Source organism: Pauljensenia sp. UMB1177, assembly GCF_030217965.1.
In the GTDB taxonomy this organism is placed as follows: Bacteria; Actinomycetota; Actinomycetes; order Actinomycetales; family Actinomycetaceae; genus Pauljensenia; species Pauljensenia turicensis_A.
Window position 1 is genome coordinate 40,221 of record NZ_JASOOV010000005.1, and the last position, 21,108, is coordinate 61,328.

The following is a 21,108-nucleotide window of genomic DNA, read 5'->3' on the forward strand; positions in this document are numbered from 1 at the left end:
CTGAAAGGCTCAGAGCGTGAACCCCAGTAGGTGTGCAAGCTCTTCGGGGGTATGTGCGATAGCAACACAATCGTCAAGGTCGCCGTCTTTCGCGTAACCCCAGCTTACGCCCATGACGTCAATACCAGCTTGCTGGCCTCCTTCAACATCCCAGCAGGAATCACCGATCAGAACGGGGCGGGAGATATCCATTCCCTTGGCGCTCAGGCGCGAAAGTGCACCGGCGATAACTGTTGCTTTCGAAGAAGCAGGATCCGGAGTTGCGCCGGCGATGACGTCGAAAGCGTCAAGAATTCCCAGATGTTCCATTTGTGCCAGAGCAAGGGGCTCTTGCTTCGACGTAGCCGTTGCCACGGGAATCCCAGCGTTGTGGGCGCCACGCACTACTTCACCCATCCGAGGAAAAAGCGGGGGTTCAAGGAAAATCGTGCGGTACAGCGCCCGGTATTCATCGACGAGTTCTTTCGTGATCTCGCCTTCAAAGCCAAGGTCAGCAAATGACCACCAGAGCGGGGGACCAACGTACTTGCGCATTGCATCCGCTGGCGGGGGCGTGATGCCGCGCTGAGAAAGAACCGTGTTGAAGCAGTGGATCACTGCGGGGGCAGAATCAACAAGAGTGCCATCAACATCGAAAAGTACGCACGTGAATTGTGTTTCTGCGCTCAACCAACTACTCCTTCATCGCTTGTGTCTTAATGGTGGCACGAGGCTGCGCACATTGAGAAACTCTCGGCATTTCGTGGCGCGGAGCAAACACGCATAACGGTATGTGAGCAACTGTCTCACCATTCAGTCAAAAATATGGGATAGACCAGGATTTATGAGTGTTTTTCTCGCTTCATAGAATATTCTTCAACACGTGAAAGAAAACGAAATGAATAGTCCCGTGCTTCTGGATACTGATTCAGCTCACTTGCGTCAGCGTGCTTGGCGACTTTATTTCGAAGCGAATGGGCGTCTTCATGGCCTGTTGGAATCCAGCTTGAAGAAGAATTTCGGCCTGTCGGTGCCCGATTACAATATCCTGCTTGCCCTGTTCGAAGCGCCTGGTCAATGTCTAAAAATGGGTGAATTGTCCGGCCAGGTTGTCTATTCTCCGTCGCGCCTGACCTATTTGGTCACTCATTTAGAACGTGACGGTTGGGTAAAGAAAGTGATGTCGAAGGAGGATAGGCGAAGCTATCAAGCGTGTCTGACTTCACAGGGTGCGCGGATCGTGAAGGAAGCAACTCGTCTTCACCAAGAGACGCTTCGCGAATTCTTGCTTGCGGATATGACCGATGCGGAAATATCCCAGATTGTGAGGGTTTTTTCCGCGTTGGATGAGCGACTGCGTTCACGGAACAAGAATTAACTCTGCTGGGGGACCTTCCTCGTCGCCACTTCCTGTGGACACTGACTATCGGCGCTATTCCAACAAAAATGCTGATGGTCCCCAGGAATTTCTCCTTTCGATTTGGCAGTACGGCTACCAACCGTGTTAGAGTTTTCCACGTTCGACTTGAGGTAATCAAGAAGAGCAAGTCACCTGCGCGGGTGGCGGAATAGGCAGACGCGCTAGCTTGAGGTGCTAGTCCTCGTATTAGAGGGTGGGGGTTCAAGTCCCCCTCCGCGCACAGATGGAAGCCCGGAGCTTGAATAAGTTCCGGGCTTTCGTTTTATCTCGGATTTTTCTTACAACCGTGAAGAAAATCCGGATCAATGCAACGAAGCGATGAAAGAGCGTGCGAATGCATATTGATCTTTGGTTCGATGTGACCTGCCCATGGTCGTACTTGGGTATTCGACACTGGCGACAGGCGCTGTCCTCTTTCGATCATCGTGACGAGGTGGAAATTACGCTCCACGCTTTCTTCCTCGACCCCGAATTGGATAGTGCCCGTGAAGAACCTCGTCGCGTCTATCTGATGAACGAAGGCGAACTCACGTACGAGGAAGCAGTGGCGCTGGACGAGCGACTTGAAAAGCTTGGACGTGCAGAAGGCGTCGTTTTTGACTTCGAGAAACTGATCGTTGCTCCATCCTCATTTGCACACCGCGTGATCAATGCCGCCCGCATCGAAGACTACGATCGTGACACTCTCTATGGTCCCGACTCAATGCAGTTGAAGCTTGCCGAAGCTTTGGGACGTGCCCACTTTGAGATGGCCCTCGATATTTCAAACAGCGACGTTGTGATCGGTTGCGCACAGGACCTCGGGTTGGACGCTCAGTTCGTCCTCGATGCGCTGACTGATCCGCACACTGCATCCGATGTCTTCTCTGATTTCCAGATCGGTGTACAGATGGGCATCGACCGTGTACCCACCGCCCTGATCGATCGTCAGTTCGTTGTTCAAGATCATCAGACCGTTCCTGCACTTGGCAATATTCTTGCTACAGCATGGGCAAACACGGGGAAGGAAGAAGCATGAGTAAAACACTGCCGCAGACTCTTCAAGGACCGCGCGTCACCTTGGTTCCGATGAACCTTGATTTCGTCGACGCAATTACCGAGGTGCTCCAAGACGCGCGCATAAGTGAAACGACGACCGTTCCCCACCCGTATACGAGGGATATGGCGGTTGAGCATCTTTCGCGCTCTGAAGAGTCTTGGAAGAACGGTAACGCTGACTGGGCGATTCTTTCTGCCAAGAATCAAAGGTTCCTAGGTCGCCTGGAGTTTTGGCGTGGGCAGCGTGATCCCAAGTCGGCTGAGGTTGGCTACTTCATCCGCACTGATGCCTGGGGTGAAGGGTTTATGACCGAAGCGCTCGGTCTTGCCGTTGATTTTGCCTTTGAACAGATGGATGTCACCCGCATCGACTGGTACTGCCACGTCGAAAACTGGGGTTCTTGGAAGCCAGCGTGGCGCAACGGTTTTAAGCGCGAGGGGATCCGCAGGCGAGCTGAAGGCCCGGCCCTCTGGCAGGCAAGCCTTCTAATCACGGACGCTCGCGAACCGAAGACCCCATGGGATGGCCCCGGTGCCGGACAGGGACCTGCCCTTGATCCTTCACGCCCAGGAAAGCTTGTTGAGCAGTTCCACCGAACCTACTCCATGCCCGTGCGCCTTGGCACCGGTTCCCTGCCAACCATCGACTACGAACGTCTCAACATGCGCATGTCACTGATCCGCGAAGAATTCGCTGAACTGATGGGCGCCGTGTACGGACCTGCTGCACGGAGCCTCGTTGAAGAAGCAACTGAAAAGGCCGTTGACGGTGACGACCACACGCGAGATCTCATCGAAACTGCCGATGCTCTGGCAGACCTCGTCTATGTCATCTACGGAATGGCAATCGAATCGGGTATCGATTTGGACGCGGTTTTAGCTGAAGTTCAGGCATCGAATCTGTCGAAGCTGATGCCCGACGGTTCGGTAAAACTGCGTGAAGACGGCAAAGTCCTTAAGGGACCGAACTTCTTTGTCCCCAACATTGCCCGAGCACTCGGTATCGATCAGGGCTGACGCGCCCGATAGTCTCGCGCGCAAACCCGTATCACGTGCAAGAATTAGACCAGCTCGACGTGAAGGAGAATGAAGTGGCTCGTGTTGTCGTTGTAGGTGGCGGTTACGGTGGCGTGACTGTTGCAAAAGGACTCGATCCTATTGCTGACGTGACGCTCGTTGAACAAAAAGACCAGTTTGTCCACCACGCAGCTGCACTGCGCGCAGCCGTAGACGACGTGTGGCAGGAAGCAATCTTCATGCCCTATTCGAACTTGCTGACACGAGGCGAATTCATTCACGGCACTGTTTCTCAGATTGTCGGTAACACCGTCCATATTTTCGGTCGCGAACCCATCGAAGCGGACTACGTTGTTCTTGCAACCGGCGCAACATATCCCTTCCCAGCAAAGTACTCGTCAGCGAAGTCCGTTGTTGCAAAGGCTCGTTTGAACCAACTGCACGAAAACCTTGCTGGCGCACGCTCCGTCATGCTAGTCGGTGGTGGCACCGTCGGTATCGAATTCGCCGGCGAACTCGCATACGCTTACCCCGACCTTGATATCACGATCGTCGAGAAGGCCGATCAGATCCTTTCTGCTCCCGGCTACTCCGAAGACCTGCGTCAAGAAATTTCCACGCAACTCGCTGAGCTCGGCATTCGCGTGATCACCGGTTCTGAACTTGCTTTCTTGCCTCCGCACAACGTTGGTGAACTCGGTCACTTCCATGTGTCGACCTGCAAAGGTGAAGAAATTGAAGGCGATATCTGGTTCCAGTGCTACGGCTCTCGTGCGAACAGCGGCTACCTCGCAGGTACCGATTACGAGCCCATGTTGCGCCCGAACGGCACAATCCGTGTTGGTAAGACCCTGCAGGTTGAGGGCCATGCCCACACCTACGCCGTTGGCGATCTGACGGACGTCCCCGAGTCAAAGCGTGCTGATGCTGCTCGCCAGCAAGCCCGCGTTGTCATCGCGAATATTTCGTCTCAAATCGCTGGCGAGACGCCCGAAGCAATCTACGAGCCTACGAAGGAATGGGTGATCCTCCCGCTGGGGCCGAATATGGGTGCATCGCAGCTGGTTGACTCTGAAGGTGTGTCCCGCATCGTTGGCGCTGATCAGACAACAGAAATCAAGGGCGCTGATCTGATGGTTTCTGTTATCCGCTCGCAACTTAATCTTCCGTGAGTCCAGTTCGCATAAGGTCTAGGATCTTCTCATGACTCATGATCCTCGCGTAGCGCTTGACGCACTGATTGCAGCCTTTGAAGCTCATTATGTTGCCTGTTCGCGGGCAACCGATGATGATCCTTCGACGCTTGAAGAAGCAGAGAACACTTTGCGAGATGCGTTCTTCACCTACGACGACGAACTGTTCAGACAGTTCGGTGTCGAGCTTCCCTTCGATCTTCTCGACGATAATTACGACGAAGATGATGATGAGGAAGAGGACGATGATGAATCCTACGATGAGGATTCGGACGATTTGGATGATGATTTCATCGACGTCGACGACTGAGCGATTCTAAGAATTCTTTTGTGGCGCGATATCAGACGCTTGTTTGATATCGCGCGACACTGTCTGCTGAACGTCGCGCTTGAAAGCCCAAACTTGAGGGCTGGGATCCCAAACTTGAGGGCTGGGATCTAAGAAATATGCGTTCTTACGAGTACGCGACTTCGTTGAGTACTTGGCGAATCGGGGCAGGCAGAGGCTCGGTCGAGTCAAGGATGTGGTCAAGCTGTCGTACATTTCGCGGACCGCAGATTGCTGAGGCAATGCCCGGCATATCCCGTACCCATGCAAGAGCAACGTCACCTGGATTGCGATCAAGCCCTTGCGCGGCGCGAACAACTGCTTCAACATGTCCCGCGTATTCGTCGGTCAGGAAAGGAGCGACAGTGGGCAACATATGTTCGGTAGCCCCGCGCGAATCTGGGGGAGTGGAATGGCGGTATTTTCCAGTTAATACCCCACCGGCAAGTGGAGACCGAGCAAATACACCCAATCCTTCGCCGGCCAGATGTGAACGCAAGCTATGGGTAGCCGGAGCAGTTAACAGGCTGACGGGGAGCTGTGCTACCGCTGGCTGAACAAGCCCGTGTTCACCAAGGCGGGTAAGGGCGCAGGCTGTTGTCCACGTATCCCAGCCAGAAAGACCGACATAGTGAGCTCGCCCTGAACGGGACGCTGCTTCAAGCACACCCAGCGTTTCTTCGAGTGGGACACTGGGGTCGGGCTCCGCCATCCACACGTCCACATAGTCGGTATCTAAACGAGCAAGAGCATCGTCTAGGCTGCGCAACATATCACCACGCCCAGCCGAGGAAACCCAACGACCTGAGTGGTCGCGACGGGTGGCACCCCTCCAAGCAATCGTCAGGCGGTGGCGTCCGACTCGGTTCATCGCTGCTCCAAGAACGTCGGTGGCCATTCCTTCGCCGTTCATCGGCGAACATTCAACAAGCGTTCCACCCGCATCGACAAAGTGAGAAAGCATGTCCCATGCTTCTTCACCATCGGTGTCGCGTCCCCACGTGAGCGTGCCCAAGCCAAGTGACGAAACCCTCAGACCACTGCGACCGCACTGACGAATTTCCATAGCCTCTAGCCTAGCCGTGTCAGGTTGCACAGGTTTCGTGGCACACCGTTTCGTCAATACCCGCCAATAGCCCGTAGAGTTTCGACTATGACTTGGTTCGATGCGATTTTTCTTGGCCTCGTGCAGGGACTTACTGAGTTCCTGCCGATTTCGTCTTCGGCTCACCTCAGGATTCTTGGGGAATTGGTCGGCAATGCTGACCCGGGCGCGGCTTTTACTGCCATCACCCAGATCGGTACTGAAACCGCAGTCCTCATCGTGTTCTGGAAAGACATTGTCCGGATCTTGTCTTCGTGGTGGAAGTCGCTTCCTATTCGTCCGCGTGAAAAGCGTCTGAGCTCAAGCAATCCCGACGTCCGCATGGGCTGGATGATCATCGTTGGCTCGCTCCCGATCGGGATCCTTGGTCTTCTATTGGAAGACTGGATTGACGTTTCCTTCCGTAACCTGTGGATTACAGTCGTCATGCTTGCCCTTTTCGGTGTTCTTCTGGGTATTGCTGACCGCTATGCTCCTCAGAAACTCACCCTTGACCATATGTCCTGGCGTGACGCGCTCCTCTATGGCCTTGCCCAAGCAATGGCCTTGATCCCCGGCGTCAGCCGCTCGGGTGGAACGATCACGATGGGACGCGCATTAGGGTACACGCGCGAGGCGGCAGCCCGCTATTCCTTCCTTCTCGCCATGCCAGCAGTTTTCGCATCCGGCCTGTACAAGGTGTACAAGGTCTTCTCCGGCGGAGATCACGTTGATGTTGCCCCAACCATCGTCGCCACACTGATCGCGTTCGTTGTGGCATGGGCAGTCATCATCTGGTTCCTCAAGCTGGTTTCAACGAAGTCATACAAGCCGTTCGTGTGGTACCGAATTGGCTTGGCTATTGTTGTTGCAATTCTGCTGGTGACCGGAGTACTCAGCGCAGCGTCAACTGCGGTGATGTAGCTGATCGCCCCAGTTCTTTCGCCCAGTAGGGGGTCTACGTGGGTTCCTGCATTGAAGCAGGGACCCGCGTTTGCAGTAGGCGCTTCATGCCGTCTGCTGGCGCATCGGGAAGTACCCCGTCAAAGAGAGGACAGTGGGCGCGCACACCGCACCAGTTGCATAGGGGATTTTTTCGAGGAGCGAATTCCCCACGCTTCGCATCACGCTCAATCCGATCCCAAATACCTGACACTTCGTCTTCGAAGCGTTCAATGTCATCGACCGTCGGATCAAATGTCAGGGTCTGACCCGCTTTGATGTAGACCAACTGGGTGCGCAACGGCATCCGATCGGTGAGTTTCAACAGCAGGGCGTAGAAGCGCATCTGGAACAGGGCCTCGTCTTGGAAACGGGGCGAAGGCGCCTTACCCGTTTTATAGTCGACCACACGCAACTCCCCAGAAGGGTTACGGTCAATGCGATCGATGAAGCCACGCAGACGCACGCCGTCGTGAGTGTAAGCGTCCACGCGCTTCTCGCGCGCAGCTGGTTCTAGGCGCTGCGGATTTTCGAGCGTGAAATAACCGCGCACAAGATCACGGGTCTTGTCGATCCATTGATCGAGCGCGGCCTCGTCGTCGAACATCGCAACAACATCATCTGAAGACTCTCTTGTTGCAGCCCACTCTTGGTCGAAGAGTCCCATTGCCGTCTCTTCATTTCGGTCCGCTTGAGCCACATCGAAAAGCTTCTCCAATACCGAATGTACCAGCGTGCCGGCAACGGTTGCAGGCGTGAGAGGTTCTTTGATGCGATCGACCACATGCAGGCGGTACTGCAACGGGCATTTCAAGTATTCCTTGGCTCGCGAAGGTGAGAGAGCGGGGTCGAAAGAACCTGAAATACGTGGGTTCGACCCGGTAGTGGCAGTCATAGGACAACGGTAACGTGAAATGCGTTCACCAGCAGATCTCACAGTGGGAGCTGTGGATAGCCGCGATAGACTTTCTGGGATGAATACACAGCCAGATACAACCGATAACTACGCGCCGCTTGGTCAGCAGAATCGGCGTGGTCTCTTGGAAGAAGGCGATCGCGTTCAGGTTCGCGATCCAAAGGGGCGATTCCACCAAGTGATTTTGACGCACGGCGGAAAGTTCCAGTCGAACCGTGGCGAGTTCTTCCATGATGACCTCATCGGCAAACCCGATGGGCAGGTCATTACGACTGAAGAAGGTCGCCAGTTCCAGATTATGCGCCCGTTGATGGTCGACTACGTGATGTCGATGCCACGAGGTGCAGCGGTTGTGTATCCCAAGGATGCCGGTGTCATTACGCACATGGGCGATATTTTCCCCGGCGCAGTTGTCGTTGAAGCTGGTGCGGGGTCTGGCGCGTTGTCGATGGCGTTGTTGAACGCGGTTGGTCCGACTGGGCGTCTGATCTCAGTTGAGCGTCGCGAAGAGTTCGCCGATATCGCACGAGGAAATGTCGAACTCTGGTTTGGTGCGCCACATCCTGCGTGGGATTTGCGCGTCGGCGACTTAGCTACCGAATTGGAAGCGATGGACCAGGCCAGTGTTGACCGCGTAGTCCTGGACATGCTGGCGCCTTGGGAAAACATTGATGCTGTTTCACACGCTCTGATCCCCGGTGGCGTGCTGGTCTGCTATGTCGCGACGGTTACGCAGCTGTCGCGTCTTATTGAAGACTTGCGTGCAAGCGAGAACTTCACGGATCCGATCACCTGGGAAGACATGCGTCGTGAATGGCACGTTGATGGTTTGGCTGTCCGTCCCGAGCACCGCATGGTTGCTCACACTGGTTTCCTGTTGGTTACGCGCCGTCTTGCTCCGGGAATTAACCCACAAGAAAGGTCGGTTCGTCCCGCGAAGTCGTCTGAAGGTCTGGGTGGCCAGTGGGATGATGTTGATGAGTGGAATGAACACAACGTTGGCCTTCGAACGGCATCTGAAAAGAAGTTACGCAAGGTTCGTCGTGATGTGACGCGTCAGGCTGACCAGTGGGTTGAGGGAAGGATCAGCACTGATGAGTGATGACTTCTACGCAACTCGCATCGAAGAGATGCAACGCCTTGTTGTCTCTCTGGAAGCGAAGAATGAGCGCCTTGCCCAGGCGCTGTCCCAGGTTCGCGGACAGTTGGTGAAGGTGCAGTCTCAGCTCCTTGAAGTGAATCGTCCGCCACTAACGATGGCCGTGTTTGTATCCGCGGATGTGCCTTCGCGTCAGATTGAAGCGATCGTGAACGGTCGTCGTATGCGCCTCGCTGTTGCACCTGACCTTGATCTTTACTCGCTGTCGTATGGTCAGTGGGTGCGCGTCGACGACAAGATGGTCGCCGTTGCCGCTGATGGATTTTCGAGGTCCGGTTCAATTGTCTCGATTCTTGAGTTGGTGGGTGATGACCGCGTGCTGGTTGCAGGCGAAGCTGGCCAGGAGCATCTGCTGATGTTGGCAGGCCCTCTACGTCACGGCAATCTGCGTCTCGGCGACGCATTGATGGTGGATCTACGTAGCGGAATCGCGTTGGAAAAGATTGTGCGATCCGATGTCGAGCAGCTTCTCACCCCCGAAGCTCCCGATACGACATACGACGATATCGGCGGTTTGGATGCGCAGATTCGTCAGGTCCGCGACGCAATTGAGCTTCCTTTTAGTCATCCCGAGCTCTACCGCGAGTATGGTTTGCGTCCGCCTAAGGGCATCCTGCTCTACGGTCCACCCGGATCAGGTAAGACGCTTATTGCAAAGGCAGTCGCAAATTCCCTGTCGGGTCGGACAAGTGGTGTGAAAACCTACTTCTTGTCAATCAAGGGGCCGGAGCTTCTGAACAAGTTTGTTGGTGAAACTGAGCGACACATTCGCGCGATCTTCGCGCGAGCACGTTCACTTGCTGCTGGCAATATCCCTGTCGTCATTTTCTTTGACGAAATGGAAGCCCTGTTCAGGACGCGTGGAACCGGGATCTCATCGGACGTAGAAACGATGATCGTTCCCCAGCTTCTTGCGGAAATGGACGGTGTCGAGACCCTGGATAACGTCATCATCATCGGCGCCTCGAACCGTGCTGACATGATCGATCCTGCCGTCCTTCGCCCCGGCCGACTGGATGTGCGCATTCGCGTGGATCGGCCCGATCGCACAGGTGCCCGCGACATCTTCTTGAAACACTTGAACACTGACGTGCCACTTCGTGATGATGAAATCGGCGTCGGCATGACCCTCGGCCAGGCACTCGGAAACATGGTCGATCAGGCACTTGACGTCTTGTTTCGCGAAGATGAAACGACTGCGCTCTTTGATGTCGTGCTGGCATCTGGACGCACGAAGCGCATTCACCTTGGGGATATCGTCTCTGGTGCCATGATCGCCGGAATCGTTGAGCGCGCAAAGAAACATGCGATCAAAGAATCGCTCACAGGCGGGGGATATGGCCTGTCGGCGAAGCACCTGCTTGCCGGTGTTAAAGAAGAAATGGGCGAGTCTATTGAACTCGCAGTCTCTTCGTCTCCCGACGACTGGGCCCGCACCATTGGCCTGCGTGAAGAAATCGCATCAATCGTTGCCTTGGAGGCCTGAGATGACCCACGTGATTGGAACCGAAACCGAGTACGGCGTCTATCGCCCAGGTGATGCATGGGCGAACCCCATTGCACTTTCGTCGCAGGCGGTTCGTCTCTACGCTGAGATTTCTCGCGATGGGACGCCGGCACAGGGCGCTGCACCCGTTCGCTGGGACTATCGGGCTGAGGACCCGCTCAACGATATGCGCGGTATCCGCTTGTCACGTGCGGCCGCCGACCCCTCGTTGCTGACGGACGATCCATATCACTTGGCGCCGTCGGGTGGCAGTGAGCAGATTGAACGCCCAACTCCAGAAGAAATGGCTTTGCCTGCACAGACCACCGCGGTTTTGACGAATGGTGCACGCCTGTATGTCGACCACGCTCATCCGGAGTATTCCGCTCCAGAAGCGTTGGGTGCCCTTGAAGCCACGCTCTATGATCGTGCCGGCGAGGTGATCGCACGCCGGATTATTGAAGAATCGCTCAAGAGCGAAGACGGTCCTATCGTCCTAGTGAAGAACAATACGGACGGTAAAGGCGCCGCCTACGGAACTCACGAGAACTACCAGATCCCCCGCAGTGTTGACTTCGACGATGTGGTTCGTGGACTGACTCCGTTTTTTGTTTCTCGACCGGTCATGTGCGGTGCTGGACGCGTGGGTCTGGGACAGAAATCTCAAGTTCCAGGGTTCCAGATCTCTCAGCGAGCTGACTTCGTCGAAAACGAAGTGGGCTTGGAAACCACCTTTAATCGCCCGATCATTAATACGCGCGACGAACCGCACGCGAATCCGGCACACTACCGGCGTCTGCACGTCATCGGTGGTGACGGCAATATGTTCGATGTGTCAATCTTGCTGAAGCTTGGCGCGACATCGCTGGTGTTGTGGGCAATCGAGCAGGGGATTGGGCTGGAGTGGGAAGCCCTCGCGCTCGATGACGCCGTGCAGGAAACATGGAACCTCAGCCACCACCCGAATCTTGATTACAAGATGAACACGGCCGGTGGACGCGCATACACGGGACCTGAATTGCTTCAGGTGTATGTGGACCTCATTCTTGCAACCTTTGACCGAATGGGTATCAGCCCCGAAGGTGAAGACCAAGCGATTCTGACCCTCTGGCAGGACGTCCTTGATCGTATGCGCGCTGACATGTTCTCTGTTTCCACTGAAGTTGAATGGATTGGCAAGTATCAGCTGTTGGGTCGTCAAAAGGATCGTCTGGGAGTTGAGTGGAACGACCCCCGTTTGACGGCGATGGACTTGCAGTGGGCCGATCTTCGCCCGGAGCACTCGCTTGCTTTGAAGCTGGGTAAAGCCGGACGCATCAAGAGACTCTTTAGCGACCAACAGGTTGAGGATGCAGCCTCTCAAGCCCCGACAACGACCCGCGCGTTTGCCCGCGGTCAGGCTGTGGCGTCACGACCAGACTTGGTGAAAGCCTCGTGGACGTCCCTCGTCATTGATCCGGGACAGGGGAATCTTGTCCGCTATCCGATTCCGGATACTGCGCAAACACGTAGCCCCGTGGAATGATCCTCACCAGTGGAATAATTTCACATAGTAAAGCAACACAGGTTTAGGAGAAACGAATGGATATCCGTCAACTGTTCGCTCCTTCGGGGGACAACGACGATTTCGGCGATACCGAGGCCGCTGGCCAGGTTCACGCACAGACTCAGTCGATTGACGATCTGCTCGACGAAATCGACTCCGTGCTTGAAACGAATGCAGAAGCGTTCGTTCAGGGCTTCGTCCAGAAGGGTGGCCAGTGAAGTGAGGCGTCGCGTAGTCGGCATCGAAACTGAATATGGCCTGATGAGCGCCGCACCGCCCGGGGTTCTGGCAATGGACGCCGACATGGCTGCACGCAAGCTCTTTGAACCGTTGCTACGTCGGGGACGATCATCGAATCTCTTCTTACGCAACGGTGGCAGGCTCTACCTTGATGTTGGCTCGCACCCCGAATATGCGACCGCTGAATGCGATCGCCTAGAAGACCTGTTGAACCAGGATCGTGCAGGCTCACTGATGCTCGCGATGCTGGCAGCAGATGCTGATCGCTCGCTTGAAAAAGAGGGGAGCGCTGAGCGCCTGCACCTGTTCCGCAACAACGTCGACTCGCAAGGAAACTCGTGCGGTTGCCACGAAAACTACCTCCTGCACCGTCGTCGTGATTTCCGTCAGGTCGCAGATGCCCTGGTTTCATTCTTTATCACTCGCCAGATTCTGGTGGGCAACGGTCTGATTCGACGTAATGCCTCCGGTGCAACACTCGCTTTCTCCCAGCGCGCTGAGCAGATGTGGGATGCCGTTTCATCCGCAACAACGCGTTCACGCCCGATCATCAACACCCGTGACGAACCGCTAGCAGATTCCGGTTCGTACCGTCGCATGCACGTGATCGTTGGCGATACGAACGTTGCTGAGCCAACGACTGCGCTCAAGGTGGGGGCCACCGAGTTTCTCCTTCAAGCAGTTGAAGACGGCTTGCATATCGAAGACCTGACGATGGCTGACCCCATGCGGTCCATCCGCGAGATTTCCATTGATTTGACCGGTCGAACTGAAGTCGAGCTTGCCGATGGTCGTCGCTGGACTCCCGTCCAAATCCAGCGTGAGATTCGCGAACGTATCTTGGGCACAATCGATGCTGCAGAGCTTGACGATACACATCGCTATGTTCTTGATCTCTGGGAACGGGGTTTGAACGCGATCGAATCCGGCGATTGGTCTCCGGTCGACACCGAACTCGATATCGCTATCAAAGCTAAGCTCTTCTCATCCTACGTTTCAAAGGCAGGGACGAACCTTGCCGATCCGCGTGTGGCTCGTTTGGATTTGAGCTACCACGATATTACCGGCAGCTCCCTGCTTGACCGTATGGAGGCGTCTGGCCTCGTGAAACGACTAACGAAGCGCGAAAGTGTGCAGGCGGCCGTGAATACTCCGCCTGCGACCACCCGCGCTCATCTACGAGGCCGCATCATCGGCGCTGCCGAAGATGCGCGCGTTGACCTGAGTGCTGACTGGGTTCACGTGCGCGTTGACGACTTATCGTCTTCCCCGCTTTCACTGCAGGATCCTCTGGCCAATGAGGATCCACGCGTGGATGAGCTCATTGGAAAGATCACTTCCTGCTCACCGGTGCTTCCCGCATGAGCATGATTGATCTTTTCAAGCCCTCGTATAGGCATGGTCTGCGCAATCTGACCATTGCGTTGCTTGCCACCGTCGTGGTTGCTGGCGCCGCAATCATCGCCGTAGTGCACGCGACCCACAACGGCTCGGGCTCATCGAAGGTGCAGGGCATCAGAGGCCCCCTTGACTCCGTGTCAGTCTCGGGTCGTATTGGCGCGATCCCTGTTGTGACCATGGGACAGCCAGTGACGGTGAATGCCGCAAAAGCCAAGGTTCTTGAGATCGGAACTGGGCGGCAAATCACGAAGGATTCACCGATTCTGCTGGCTATCACCTCGTTCGACGGTAAAACAGGCGAGAATCTGTCTGCGGATGGGCGACCCGACCTCGTTGTCGGATCCGCAGACCAAGCAACCTTGAACGATGCTCTTCTTGACATTGTCGTTGGACTTCACGAAGGATCACGAGTCCTTGTTGCCCATCCGTTGGCTTCGTCCCAGGGCGAGTTAGCGAAGCCGACAGATCAGGACACTGAGCTTCTCGTGATTGATATTTTGTATTCGATCGCGAACGGTAGTGAAGACACCGGTGAATCCTCCGGGGTCCTGTCTGTGACAATGACCGACGAAGGTCCTGTTATCGAACACGGAAGCGATGCGCCCACGGACGTGACAACCCAGATCCTGATCAAAGGTGAAGGACAGCAGGTCACATCGAACGATCAGATTGTGGTTCAGTACGCCGCAGTGGGATGGAACGACGGCGTTGTTCGAGCATCGACATGGCGGACGGGCAAGCCAGAGGTCGTCTCAATGCTCACCGCGATGACCGGCTTGAAGCAGACTCTTGTTGATCAACGAGTGGGATCGCGACTGGCGATTTCTATTCCGCCCGATCTGGCGAACGGTGACGACACTGTGTGCATCGTCATCGATATTCTGGGCACTGAACCAGCATCCGATAATGCGTCTCAGTCGGGTGCTTCAGCCGAGCAGACGGGCGTAGCTCCGTCAGATTAACCTGAGTCTTCTTCCAACGCCCACAGCACCGCCGAAGAGTATGCGGAGCGAAATACAGTCCGAACCGCTAACGTAAGTGACAGCCAGTCAGCCAGTAGTTCGCCCACACATGCTGTGCATGCACAAGGCAGGACTGCCCTCAGGTAGTGAAGAGACCTCGACGAAGAAGGATAAACATGAGTGTCGCACTGAGAATTATCCCCTGCCTTGATGTGAATGCTGGGCGCGTCGTGAAGGGCGTGAATTTCCAGAATCTGCGCGATGCTGGGGACCCTGTTGAGTTGGCTAAGCGCTACGGGGCTGAAGGGGCTGACGAAATAACTTTCCTTGATGTGAGTGCATCGACTGAGAACCGTGGCACGATGCTTGATGTCGTGTCGGCCACGGCGGAACAGGTGTTCGTTCCTTTGACCGTTGGCGGTGGAGTTCGGACTGGCGAAGACGTGGCGACCCTACTCAAAGCGGGCGCTGACAAAGTTGGAATGAACACCGCTGCGATCGGCAACCCTGACGTGATTTCCGAGGTTGCGGATCGTTTCGGTAATCAGGTTCTGGTTCTGTCTGTTGATGCTCGGCGTTGCCCTCCCGGCGTTGAAACACCTTCGGGCTTTGAAGTGACCACTCACGGTGGAAAGCACTCGACCGGTATTGATGCGCTCGAATGGGCGATGGATGCCGAGCGCCGTGGTGTGGGTGAAATTCTGCTGAACTCAATGGATGCAGATGGGGTGAAGCAGGGCTTCGATATCGAACTACTGAATCTTGTGAAAGAACGCGTGCACGTGCCGATTATTGCTTCGGGTGGCGCCGGAACGGTTGAGCATTTCGTTGAGGCTGCTCGCGCGGGAAGCGACGCGATTTTGGCGGCGTCCGTGTTCCACTTCGGTGAAGTAGCGATTCGCGACGTGAAAACGGCCTTGGATCAGGCCGGTTTCCCTGTTCGCATGTGATACGCCACGGCCTTGCACGGTCACGTGTGAAAGACTGGAGCCATGCTCAGATGGCTTACCGCAGGTGAATCACACGGTCCGGCTTTGATCGCTGTCATTGATGGTGTTCCAGCCGGTCTTCGTATCGAATCCGACGATTTTGTGCGGGCTCTAGCCCGTCGTCGTCTTGGCTATGGGCGTGGGGCACGCCAGTCTTTTGAGAAGGACGTCGTGCGTATCGTCGGTGGTGTCCGTCATGGTATGTCGACGGGTGCTCCGATTGCGATTGAGATTGCGAACTCAGAATGGCCCAAATGGGAAGTTGTGATGAGCTCCGATCCAGTTGCCCCAGATCTTCTGCTGATTGATGCCGGTACTGGCGACGAACGTGAAATTGCGCGGAACAAGAAGCTGACCCGCCCGCGTCCAGGTCATGCGGATCTTCCGGGAATGCTGTCGTACGGTTGTGATGATGCCAGACCAATTCTGGAGCGTGCGAGCGCGCGTGAGACCGCAGCTCGTGTGGCGCTCGGTTGCGTTGCCGAGGCGATTTTGGACCAGGTGGCCGGTATTCGTCTGGTCAGCCATGTTGTGCAGGTGGGAACGCAGATCGCAACTGATCCTCATCTTCCGACTCCGGATGATGAGGGTGCTCTGAACGAATCTCGCATGCGTACCCTTGATACCGAGCTTGACCAGCGTTTCGTTGATGTCGTCGACGAAACGAAGAGAGCCGGGGACACCATCGGCGGTGTCGTCGAAGTGATTGCGTGGAACGTGCCCATTGGTTTGGGAACACACGTGAATGCCCAGCGTCGTTTGGATACGAAGGTTGCGGCTGCGCTGATGTCGATCCAGTCTGTCAAAGGTGTGGAGATCGGTGATGGTTTTGCTCAGGCGGCGTTGCGGGGCAGTGTTGCTCACGATGAGATCGTGAAGGGCGACGACGGGCATCTGCGTCGTACGTCAAATCGTGCCGGTGGTATCGAAGGCGGCACCTCGAATGGTCAGCCGATTGTTGCTCGTGCTGCGTTCAAGCCGATTTCTACGGTTCCGCGTGCTCTTCGTAGCGTGGATCTTGCGACGGGTGAAGAATCCGTCGGCTTGCATCAGCGTTCTGATACCTGTCAGGTTGTTCCCGGTGCTGTCATTGCGCAAGCTGAGCTCGCGCTTGTGCTGGCCGATGTTCTCGATGGCCACGCCGGAGGAATGTCGGTAGAGGAAATGCGTCGCAATCTTGGCGCATATATCGCGTCAATTCAGGAGCGCGCATGAGTGTCTCTTCACCTTCATCGATTCGACTGCATCTTCCGCTTGTTTTTGTTGGATTGCCCGGTGCGGGTAAGTCGAAGGTTGGGCGCCTTGTTGCCGCCCAGCTTGGGGTTTCCCACGTGGATACTGATGACCTCATCGAAAAGAGCGCGGGTAAGTCGATTTCGCAGATTTTTATGGACGAGGCCGAGCAGGGTTTTCGTCAGCGTGAGATTCGCGCGGTGCATCAGGCTGTGCAGATGGGCGGGGTGATCTCGTTAGGCGGTGGTGCTGTGACATCTGAAGAGGTTCGCGATGCCCTGCGTGATGTCTGTGTCGTCCATATTCATGTAGAACATGATGAGTTAGTGCGTCGGGTGACGAAGAAGGCTCACCGCCCTTTGCTTCGTGAAGATCCTGAGGGGATGCTCCGCCAACTGCGTCGCGAACGTTTGCCACTCTATGAGGCAGTAGAGACGATTCGGCTTGAGTCTGACGATGGGCCTGCTTCAGAGGTTGCCGATCGCGTGGTGGATTTGGTGGATCTTGGATGGAAACGGATTCACGTTGGGGGAGATGCTCCCTACGACGTGTGTGTTGGTCACTCGATTCCAGTCAGCGCGATTGCAGGAGCATTGCGATCTGATGCTTCGAAGGTACTGATTGTCCACGCCCAGCCTCTTGAGACGAAAGCACGCGAGATTGCAAACGGTCTTGAAACGATGGGCTTTGAGGTGGGTATCGCTACGCACCCCGATGGTGAGGCGGGCAAGAGCCTCGACGTCGTTGCACGTCTCTGGGATGAAGCTGGGCGCATGAAGCTCGGCCGAGCAGATGCAGTGATTGCCATTGGTGGTGGTGCAACAACTGATATGGCGGGTTTTGTTGCAGCAACGTGGCTACGTGGGATCGGTTTGATCAACATTCCGACGACCTTACTGGCCATGGTGGATGCTGCAGTCGGTGGGAAGACGGGTATCAACTCATCAGCGGGCAAGAATCTGATTGGCTGCTTCCACCCGCCGTTGCGCGTGATCGTGGACCTCGATTATCTGTCCTCGTTGCCGGAAAAAGACTTCGTAGCTGGTCTCGGCGAAGTTGTGAAATGTGGATTCATTCGCGATACGGAAATTCTTCGCATTATCGAAGGAACCGACACGAACCTCCTGAGCGATTCGCGCTCCAACCAGATTCGAGAGCTGATCGAACGCGCTATCGTAGTGAAAGCGGATGTTGTTTCAGCTGACCTGAAAGAATCGGGATTGCGCGAAATCCTCAACTATGGGCACACGCTGGCTCATGCGATTGAAAAGTGCGAGAACTTTTCGTGGCGTCATGGTGAAGCGGTCAGCGTCGGATGCGTGTTTGCCGCACACCTCGGCGTTGTTCGGGGGCTTCTGACAGATGCCGACGTTGAACGTCATATCAATGCATTCTCACGAGTTGGCTTGCCGGTTACCTATTCCGGTACGTCCTTCGATGAATTGCTGGACGTCATGCTCTCAGATAAAAAGGTGCGTGCGGGTCAGCTCCGTTTCGTTTTGCTTGATGGCATTGGAAATGCGGCGACCTATCGGATATTGCCTGATGAAACGAGGCAGGTAGCTACGCGATTGGGGATCGCATGACAATCGAGTGTGTTGATACTTCTGTGGCGGGCACTGTCCGTGATAGAGAATCATCTGGGGTTCCCGGCCTCGTCCTTGTGGGAGTTTCCGGCGCGGGAAAGACAGCGGTTGGCCGCGCCATTGCTTCGCTGACTGGAATGCGCCTGGTTGAAACTGACGACCTTGTTGAACGCCAGAGTGGCAAAAGTGTTGCGCAACTGATCATTGCAGGCACAGGCGATGTGGAGCAGGTACGACAAGAATGTGCGCTTCGGGCGCTCGGTAGTGCAGGTGCAATCGTCACGGTTGGTGCCTCGCAAATTGAGAACGAGGCCGTGGCTAGGCGGCTTCAACGCTTAAACGATCAGGGAGCCGCAATCGTTGAGCTCTATGCCGACGTGAGTGAAGTGGCTCGACGCGAAGGACTGAATAAACCGCGTTCGGTTGGCCTGGGTGCACCACGTGCAATGCTCAGGCTGATGATTGCAAACCTGCATGAAAAATACTCAGAGATCGCTAATGTGTTAGTTGATACACGCGATAAAACCGTCGATGAGGTTAGTAGAACCGTTATCGAACAGTGTAAAATCGCGTTGATTCTTTGAAAAACCAAAGTGAGGTATATCTGTGGCAACGACGAATGATCTGAAGAACGGCACAGTCATGGTCATCGACGGCCAGCTGTGGCAGGTCGTTGAATTCCAGCACGTCAAGCCGGGTAAGGGCCCCGCATTCGTGCGCACCAAGATCAAGAACGTGATGAGTGGCAAGATCGTCGACAAGACCTTCAACGCTGGTCTCAAGATCGAAACCGCAACTGTTGACCGTCGCGATATGACGTACCTGTACCAGGACGGCACCGACTATGTTTTCATGGACGAAAAGACCTACGAGCAGATCAACGTTCCCGAAGAGATCGTCGGCGATGCCCGTAACTTCATGATCGACAACCAGTCCGTCATCGTTTCCCAGCACGATGGCACTGTCCTGTTCGTTGAGCTCCCGGCTACTGTTGTCCTGACCATCACGCACACTGAACCCGGTCTGCAGGGCGACCGTTCCTCGGCAGGTACCAAGCCCGCAACGCTTGAAACCGGCTACGAGATCCAGGTCCCGCTCTACATGGAAGAAGGCACTCGCATCAAGGTTGACACCCGCGATGGTTCCTTCTCGGGACGTGTCAACGACTGATGTCCAAGGCATTTCGTTTCACTTCACGAACGAAAGCTCGCAAGCGCGCTGCTGACGTCGTTTTTGAAGCAGATCAGCGAGGCATGGGGCGTAACCCCGATGTCTTGCGCGATCTTTTGCGTCAGCGCAAAGTGATCACGGCAGCAGAAACCCCGCTTCCGGAATACTCGATTCAAGCAATCGAAGGTGTCGCTGATAACCTGCGTCGCATCGATGATTTGATCGAAAAACACGCGAACGTAGCGGGCCTTGATCGAATCGCCGGTGTTGACCTGGCGGTTATGCGCGTTGGCGTTTGGGAAATGCTGGACAACGACGATGTTGCGAACATCATCGCGATCGATGAAGCAATTGCAATTGTGAAGTCGATTTCTGGTGACGGGGCTCCGCAGTTCGTCAATGCTGTCCTTGACGCTATTCGACGTGAACTCGAGGCATCCCCGTGGTCGCGTCGCAGTTGCGACAATGACGCTGACGTGTCGGCTCCCGGTGATGATGCGCCCAGCCTGGCAGGCTCAGATGAGGATACCTCCCCTAAGACGCATGATTTGAGTGTCGATGAGCTTGAAGAGCTTGACGAGTTGCTCGACGAATACTGAGCAGGTTGGCTTGTAGTGGCGGATTGTAGCGAAAGCTATGGTCCGCCACTTGCTTTCTGTGCTTATTAACCTTGATGAAAAGTGTTAATGTGACAGTGATATTTGTTGAGTGTTAACGACTGTCAAAGATGAGGAGTCGTCGCTATGCCCATGAAGGGGATTAACCGACTGACACTGCGTGAGCAGGTGTGGACGACGTTGCGCGCAGAGATCCTTGAGGGCAACTTGCCAGCTGGTTCGCGTCTGGGTGAGGTCGATCTTGCCGAACAACTGAACGTGAGTCGGGGCACCGTTCGCGAGGCACTGCGTAAGCTCCAGCAGTCTGGTCTTGTCGAAGGTGAAGACCGCATTGGTTTGCGCGTCGCTCAATTTACTCCCAAGCAACTTCGTGAGCTCTTTGCTGTACGCGCAGCTCTAGAGGGACTGGCGGCATCGGCGATCGTGACCCAGGGGAGAGGCAGCGAAGTCGCCGATCTCCTTGAAAAGAATCTCCCTGCAGGGGCGGATGGCAAGAGTGCCGTGGAAGTTCTGGATGAAGACCTTGGTTTCCATCAGATTTTGTGTCACGAATCCGGCAATGAAGTGCTGTTGGAGATGTGGAACGACTTGCAGGATCGGATGCGCGTTGCAATCATGTCCGACGCATCTGCACAACGCGCTGAGCTGATGAGCGGCGTTTATCATCAACCGATTGTTGACGCCCTTCGCGCCGGAGATCCCGAAAAGGCACGCGAGACTCTGAATGAGCACATGCGCTATGCGGGTGAGGTTTGGGCAGTGAACAGGGAAAAACAAGCGTCTCGAGTCGACGAAGACTAGT

22 protein-coding genes and 1 tRNA gene are annotated in these 21,108 nt (G+C 55.4%); 20 read left to right on the forward strand and 3 right to left on the reverse strand.

The window, feature by feature from the left end; all coding sequences use genetic code 11:
• Positions 1-9 precede the first annotated feature (9 nt).
• On the reverse strand, positions 10-669 hold the full coding sequence (locus QP442_RS07180) for an HAD family hydrolase (protein ID WP_103633726.1): 660 nt from the start codon (positions 667-669) through the stop codon (positions 10-12).
• A 208-nt stretch (positions 670-877) separates the two neighbouring features.
• Here QP442_RS07180 and QP442_RS07185 point away from each other — a divergent pair, with 208 nt between their 5' ends.
• The 6 genes from QP442_RS07185 (at position 878) to QP442_RS07210 (ending at position 4,957) form a co-directional block, all read left to right on the forward strand.
• Positions 878-1,357: a MarR family winged helix-turn-helix transcriptional regulator gene (locus QP442_RS07185; protein ID WP_285069725.1), complete on the forward strand. Its 480-nt coding sequence runs from the start codon at positions 878-880 to the stop codon at positions 1,355-1,357.
• Between the two features lie 176 nt (positions 1,358-1,533).
• Positions 1,534-1,619 (forward strand) — tRNA-Leu (locus QP442_RS07190).
• 114 nt (positions 1,620-1,733) lie between these two features.
• Positions 1,734-2,417, forward strand: a complete 684-nt coding sequence (locus QP442_RS07195; RefSeq protein WP_006680972.1) for a DsbA family oxidoreductase — start codon at positions 1,734-1,736, stop codon at positions 2,415-2,417.
• On the forward strand, positions 2,414-3,454 hold the full coding sequence (locus QP442_RS07200) for a GNAT family N-acetyltransferase (RefSeq protein WP_103633727.1): 1,041 nt from the start codon (positions 2,414-2,416) through the stop codon (positions 3,452-3,454). Before QP442_RS07195 ends, QP442_RS07200 begins: the two co-directional genes overlap by 4 nt.
• Positions 3,455-3,528: 74 nt before the next feature.
• On the forward strand, positions 3,529-4,626 hold the full coding sequence (locus tag QP442_RS07205; RefSeq protein ID WP_103633728.1) for an FAD-dependent oxidoreductase: 1,098 nt from the start codon (positions 3,529-3,531) through the stop codon (positions 4,624-4,626).
• Between the two features lie 31 nt (positions 4,627-4,657).
• Positions 4,658-4,957, forward strand: coding sequence for a DNA primase (locus QP442_RS07210; protein ID WP_285069727.1), 300 nt, complete (start codon positions 4,658-4,660; stop codon positions 4,955-4,957).
• 145 nt (positions 4,958-5,102) lie between these two features.
• Here the strand turns inward: QP442_RS07210 and QP442_RS07215 are convergent, their stop codons facing one another.
• Positions 5,103-6,041, reverse strand: coding sequence for an aldo/keto reductase (locus QP442_RS07215; protein ID WP_285069728.1), 939 nt, complete (start codon positions 6,039-6,041; stop codon positions 5,103-5,105).
• Positions 6,042-6,128: 87 nt separating this feature from the next.
• On the opposite strand from QP442_RS07215, the gene QP442_RS07220 reads away from it, so the two are divergent.
• Positions 6,129-6,983, forward strand: coding sequence for an undecaprenyl-diphosphate phosphatase (locus tag QP442_RS07220; RefSeq protein WP_006680977.1), 855 nt, complete (start codon positions 6,129-6,131; stop codon positions 6,981-6,983).
• A gap of 34 nt (positions 6,984-7,017) precedes the next feature.
• Here the strand turns inward: QP442_RS07220 and QP442_RS07225 are convergent, their stop codons facing one another.
• The gene (locus QP442_RS07225) at positions 7,018-7,896 is read right to left on the reverse strand and encodes a RecB family exonuclease (RefSeq protein ID WP_103633730.1); all 879 of its coding nucleotides are present in this window, start codon (positions 7,894-7,896) and stop codon (positions 7,018-7,020) included.
• 79 nt (positions 7,897-7,975) lie between these two features.
• On the opposite strand from QP442_RS07225, the gene QP442_RS07230 reads away from it, so the two are divergent.
• From QP442_RS07230 to QP442_RS07290, 13 genes are all read left to right on the forward strand, one after another.
• Complete coding sequence (locus tag QP442_RS07230; protein ID WP_040318537.1) at positions 7,976-9,019, forward strand: tRNA (adenine-N1)-methyltransferase; 1,044 nt, start codon at positions 7,976-7,978, stop codon at positions 9,017-9,019.
• The gene (gene arc, locus QP442_RS07235) at positions 9,012-10,562 is read left to right on the forward strand and encodes a proteasome ATPase (protein WP_006680980.1); all 1,551 of its coding nucleotides are present in this window, start codon (positions 9,012-9,014) and stop codon (positions 10,560-10,562) included. The genes QP442_RS07230 and arc overlap by 8 nt, the downstream gene beginning before the upstream one ends.
• Position 10,563: 1 nt before the next feature.
• Positions 10,564-12,087, forward strand: a complete 1,524-nt coding sequence (gene dop / locus QP442_RS07240) for a depupylase/deamidase Dop (RefSeq protein WP_179370385.1) — start codon at positions 10,564-10,566, stop codon at positions 12,085-12,087.
• Positions 12,088-12,143: 56 nt separating this feature from the next.
• Positions 12,144-12,326 carry a ubiquitin-like protein Pup gene (locus QP442_RS07245; protein WP_006680982.1) on the forward strand — a complete coding sequence of 61 codons (183 nt, stop codon included), beginning with the start codon at positions 12,144-12,146 and terminating at the stop codon, positions 12,324-12,326.
• A gap of 1 nt (position 12,327) precedes the next feature.
• The gene (gene pafA, locus QP442_RS07250; protein WP_103633732.1) at positions 12,328-13,713 is read left to right on the forward strand and encodes a Pup--protein ligase; all 1,386 of its coding nucleotides are present in this window, start codon (positions 12,328-12,330) and stop codon (positions 13,711-13,713) included.
• Positions 13,710-14,711 (forward strand): FKBP-type peptidyl-prolyl cis-trans isomerase, encoded by a 1,002-nt coding sequence (locus QP442_RS07255; RefSeq protein ID WP_103633733.1) that lies wholly within the window; start codon positions 13,710-13,712, stop codon positions 14,709-14,711. Before pafA ends, QP442_RS07255 begins: the two co-directional genes overlap by 4 nt.
• Positions 14,712-14,887: 176 nt before the next feature.
• Positions 14,888-15,661, forward strand: a complete 774-nt coding sequence (hisF, locus tag QP442_RS07260) for an imidazole glycerol phosphate synthase subunit HisF (protein WP_006680985.1) — start codon at positions 14,888-14,890, stop codon at positions 15,659-15,661.
• Between the two features lie 42 nt (positions 15,662-15,703).
• Positions 15,704-16,915 (forward strand): chorismate synthase, encoded by a 1,212-nt coding sequence (aroC, locus tag QP442_RS07265; RefSeq protein WP_006680986.1) that lies wholly within the window; start codon positions 15,704-15,706, stop codon positions 16,913-16,915.
• A complete protein-coding gene (gene aroB / locus QP442_RS07270; protein ID WP_006680987.1) occupies positions 16,912-18,519 on the forward strand; it encodes a 3-dehydroquinate synthase in 1,608 nt (535 codons plus the stop codon). Before aroC ends, aroB begins: the two co-directional genes overlap by 4 nt.
• Positions 18,516-19,103: a shikimate kinase gene (locus tag QP442_RS07275; protein WP_006680988.1), complete on the forward strand. Its 588-nt coding sequence runs from the start codon at positions 18,516-18,518 to the stop codon at positions 19,101-19,103. The genes aroB and QP442_RS07275 overlap by 4 nt, the downstream gene beginning before the upstream one ends.
• 22 nt (positions 19,104-19,125) lie before the next feature.
• Positions 19,126-19,689: an elongation factor P gene (gene efp, locus QP442_RS07280; RefSeq protein WP_006680989.1), complete on the forward strand. Its 564-nt coding sequence runs from the start codon at positions 19,126-19,128 to the stop codon at positions 19,687-19,689.
• Positions 19,689-20,288, forward strand: a complete 600-nt coding sequence (gene nusB / locus QP442_RS07285) for a transcription antitermination factor NusB (protein WP_006680990.1) — start codon at positions 19,689-19,691, stop codon at positions 20,286-20,288. The genes efp and nusB overlap by 1 nt, the downstream gene beginning before the upstream one ends.
• 144 nt (positions 20,289-20,432) lie before the next feature.
• Positions 20,433-21,107: a GntR family transcriptional regulator gene (locus QP442_RS07290; protein WP_103633735.1), complete on the forward strand. Its 675-nt coding sequence runs from the start codon at positions 20,433-20,435 to the stop codon at positions 21,105-21,107.
• Position 21,108: the final 1 nt, after the last annotated feature.

Bases quoted from the DNA above. Each gene is read 5' to 3' on its own strand.
- QP442_RS07245 (WP_006680982.1), top strand. From the start codon at position 12,144: ATGGATATCCGTCAACTGTTCGCTCCTTCGGGGGACAACGACGATTTC.
- QP442_RS07230 (WP_040318537.1), top strand. From the start codon at position 7,976: ATGAATACACAGCCAGATACAACCGATAACTACGCGCCGCTTGGTCAG.
- QP442_RS07210 (WP_285069727.1), top strand. From the start codon at position 4,658: ATGACTCATGATCCTCGCGTAGCGCTTGACGCACTGATTGCAGCCTTT.
- arc (WP_006680980.1), top strand. From the start codon at position 9,012: ATGAGTGATGACTTCTACGCAACTCGCATCGAAGAGATGCAACGCCTT.
- aroB (WP_006680987.1), top strand. From the start codon at position 16,912: ATGAGTGTCTCTTCACCTTCATCGATTCGACTGCATCTTCCGCTTGTT.
- QP442_RS07290 (WP_103633735.1), top strand. From the start codon at position 20,433: ATGCCCATGAAGGGGATTAACCGACTGACACTGCGTGAGCAGGTGTGG.
- QP442_RS07220 (WP_006680977.1), top strand. From the start codon at position 6,129: ATGACTTGGTTCGATGCGATTTTTCTTGGCCTCGTGCAGGGACTTACT.
- QP442_RS07225 (WP_103633730.1), bottom strand. From the start codon at position 7,896: ATGACTGCCACTACCGGGTCGAACCCACGTATTTCAGGTTCTTTCGAC.
- QP442_RS07255 (WP_103633733.1), top strand. From the start codon at position 13,710: ATGAGCATGATTGATCTTTTCAAGCCCTCGTATAGGCATGGTCTGCGC.
- QP442_RS07185 (WP_285069725.1), top strand. From the start codon at position 878: ATGAATAGTCCCGTGCTTCTGGATACTGATTCAGCTCACTTGCGTCAG.
- QP442_RS07215 (WP_285069728.1), bottom strand. From the start codon at position 6,041: ATGGAAATTCGTCAGTGCGGTCGCAGTGGTCTGAGGGTTTCGTCACTT.
- QP442_RS07200 (WP_103633727.1), top strand. From the start codon at position 2,414: ATGAGTAAAACACTGCCGCAGACTCTTCAAGGACCGCGCGTCACCTTG.
- aroC (WP_006680986.1), top strand. From the start codon at position 15,704: ATGCTCAGATGGCTTACCGCAGGTGAATCACACGGTCCGGCTTTGATC.
- QP442_RS07275 (WP_006680988.1), top strand. From the start codon at position 18,516: ATGACAATCGAGTGTGTTGATACTTCTGTGGCGGGCACTGTCCGTGAT.
- hisF (WP_006680985.1), top strand. From the start codon at position 14,888: ATGAGTGTCGCACTGAGAATTATCCCCTGCCTTGATGTGAATGCTGGG.
- dop (WP_179370385.1), top strand. From the start codon at position 10,564: ATGACCCACGTGATTGGAACCGAAACCGAGTACGGCGTCTATCGCCCA.
- QP442_RS07195 (WP_006680972.1), top strand. From the start codon at position 1,734: ATGCATATTGATCTTTGGTTCGATGTGACCTGCCCATGGTCGTACTTG.
- nusB (WP_006680990.1), top strand. From the start codon at position 19,689: ATGTCCAAGGCATTTCGTTTCACTTCACGAACGAAAGCTCGCAAGCGC.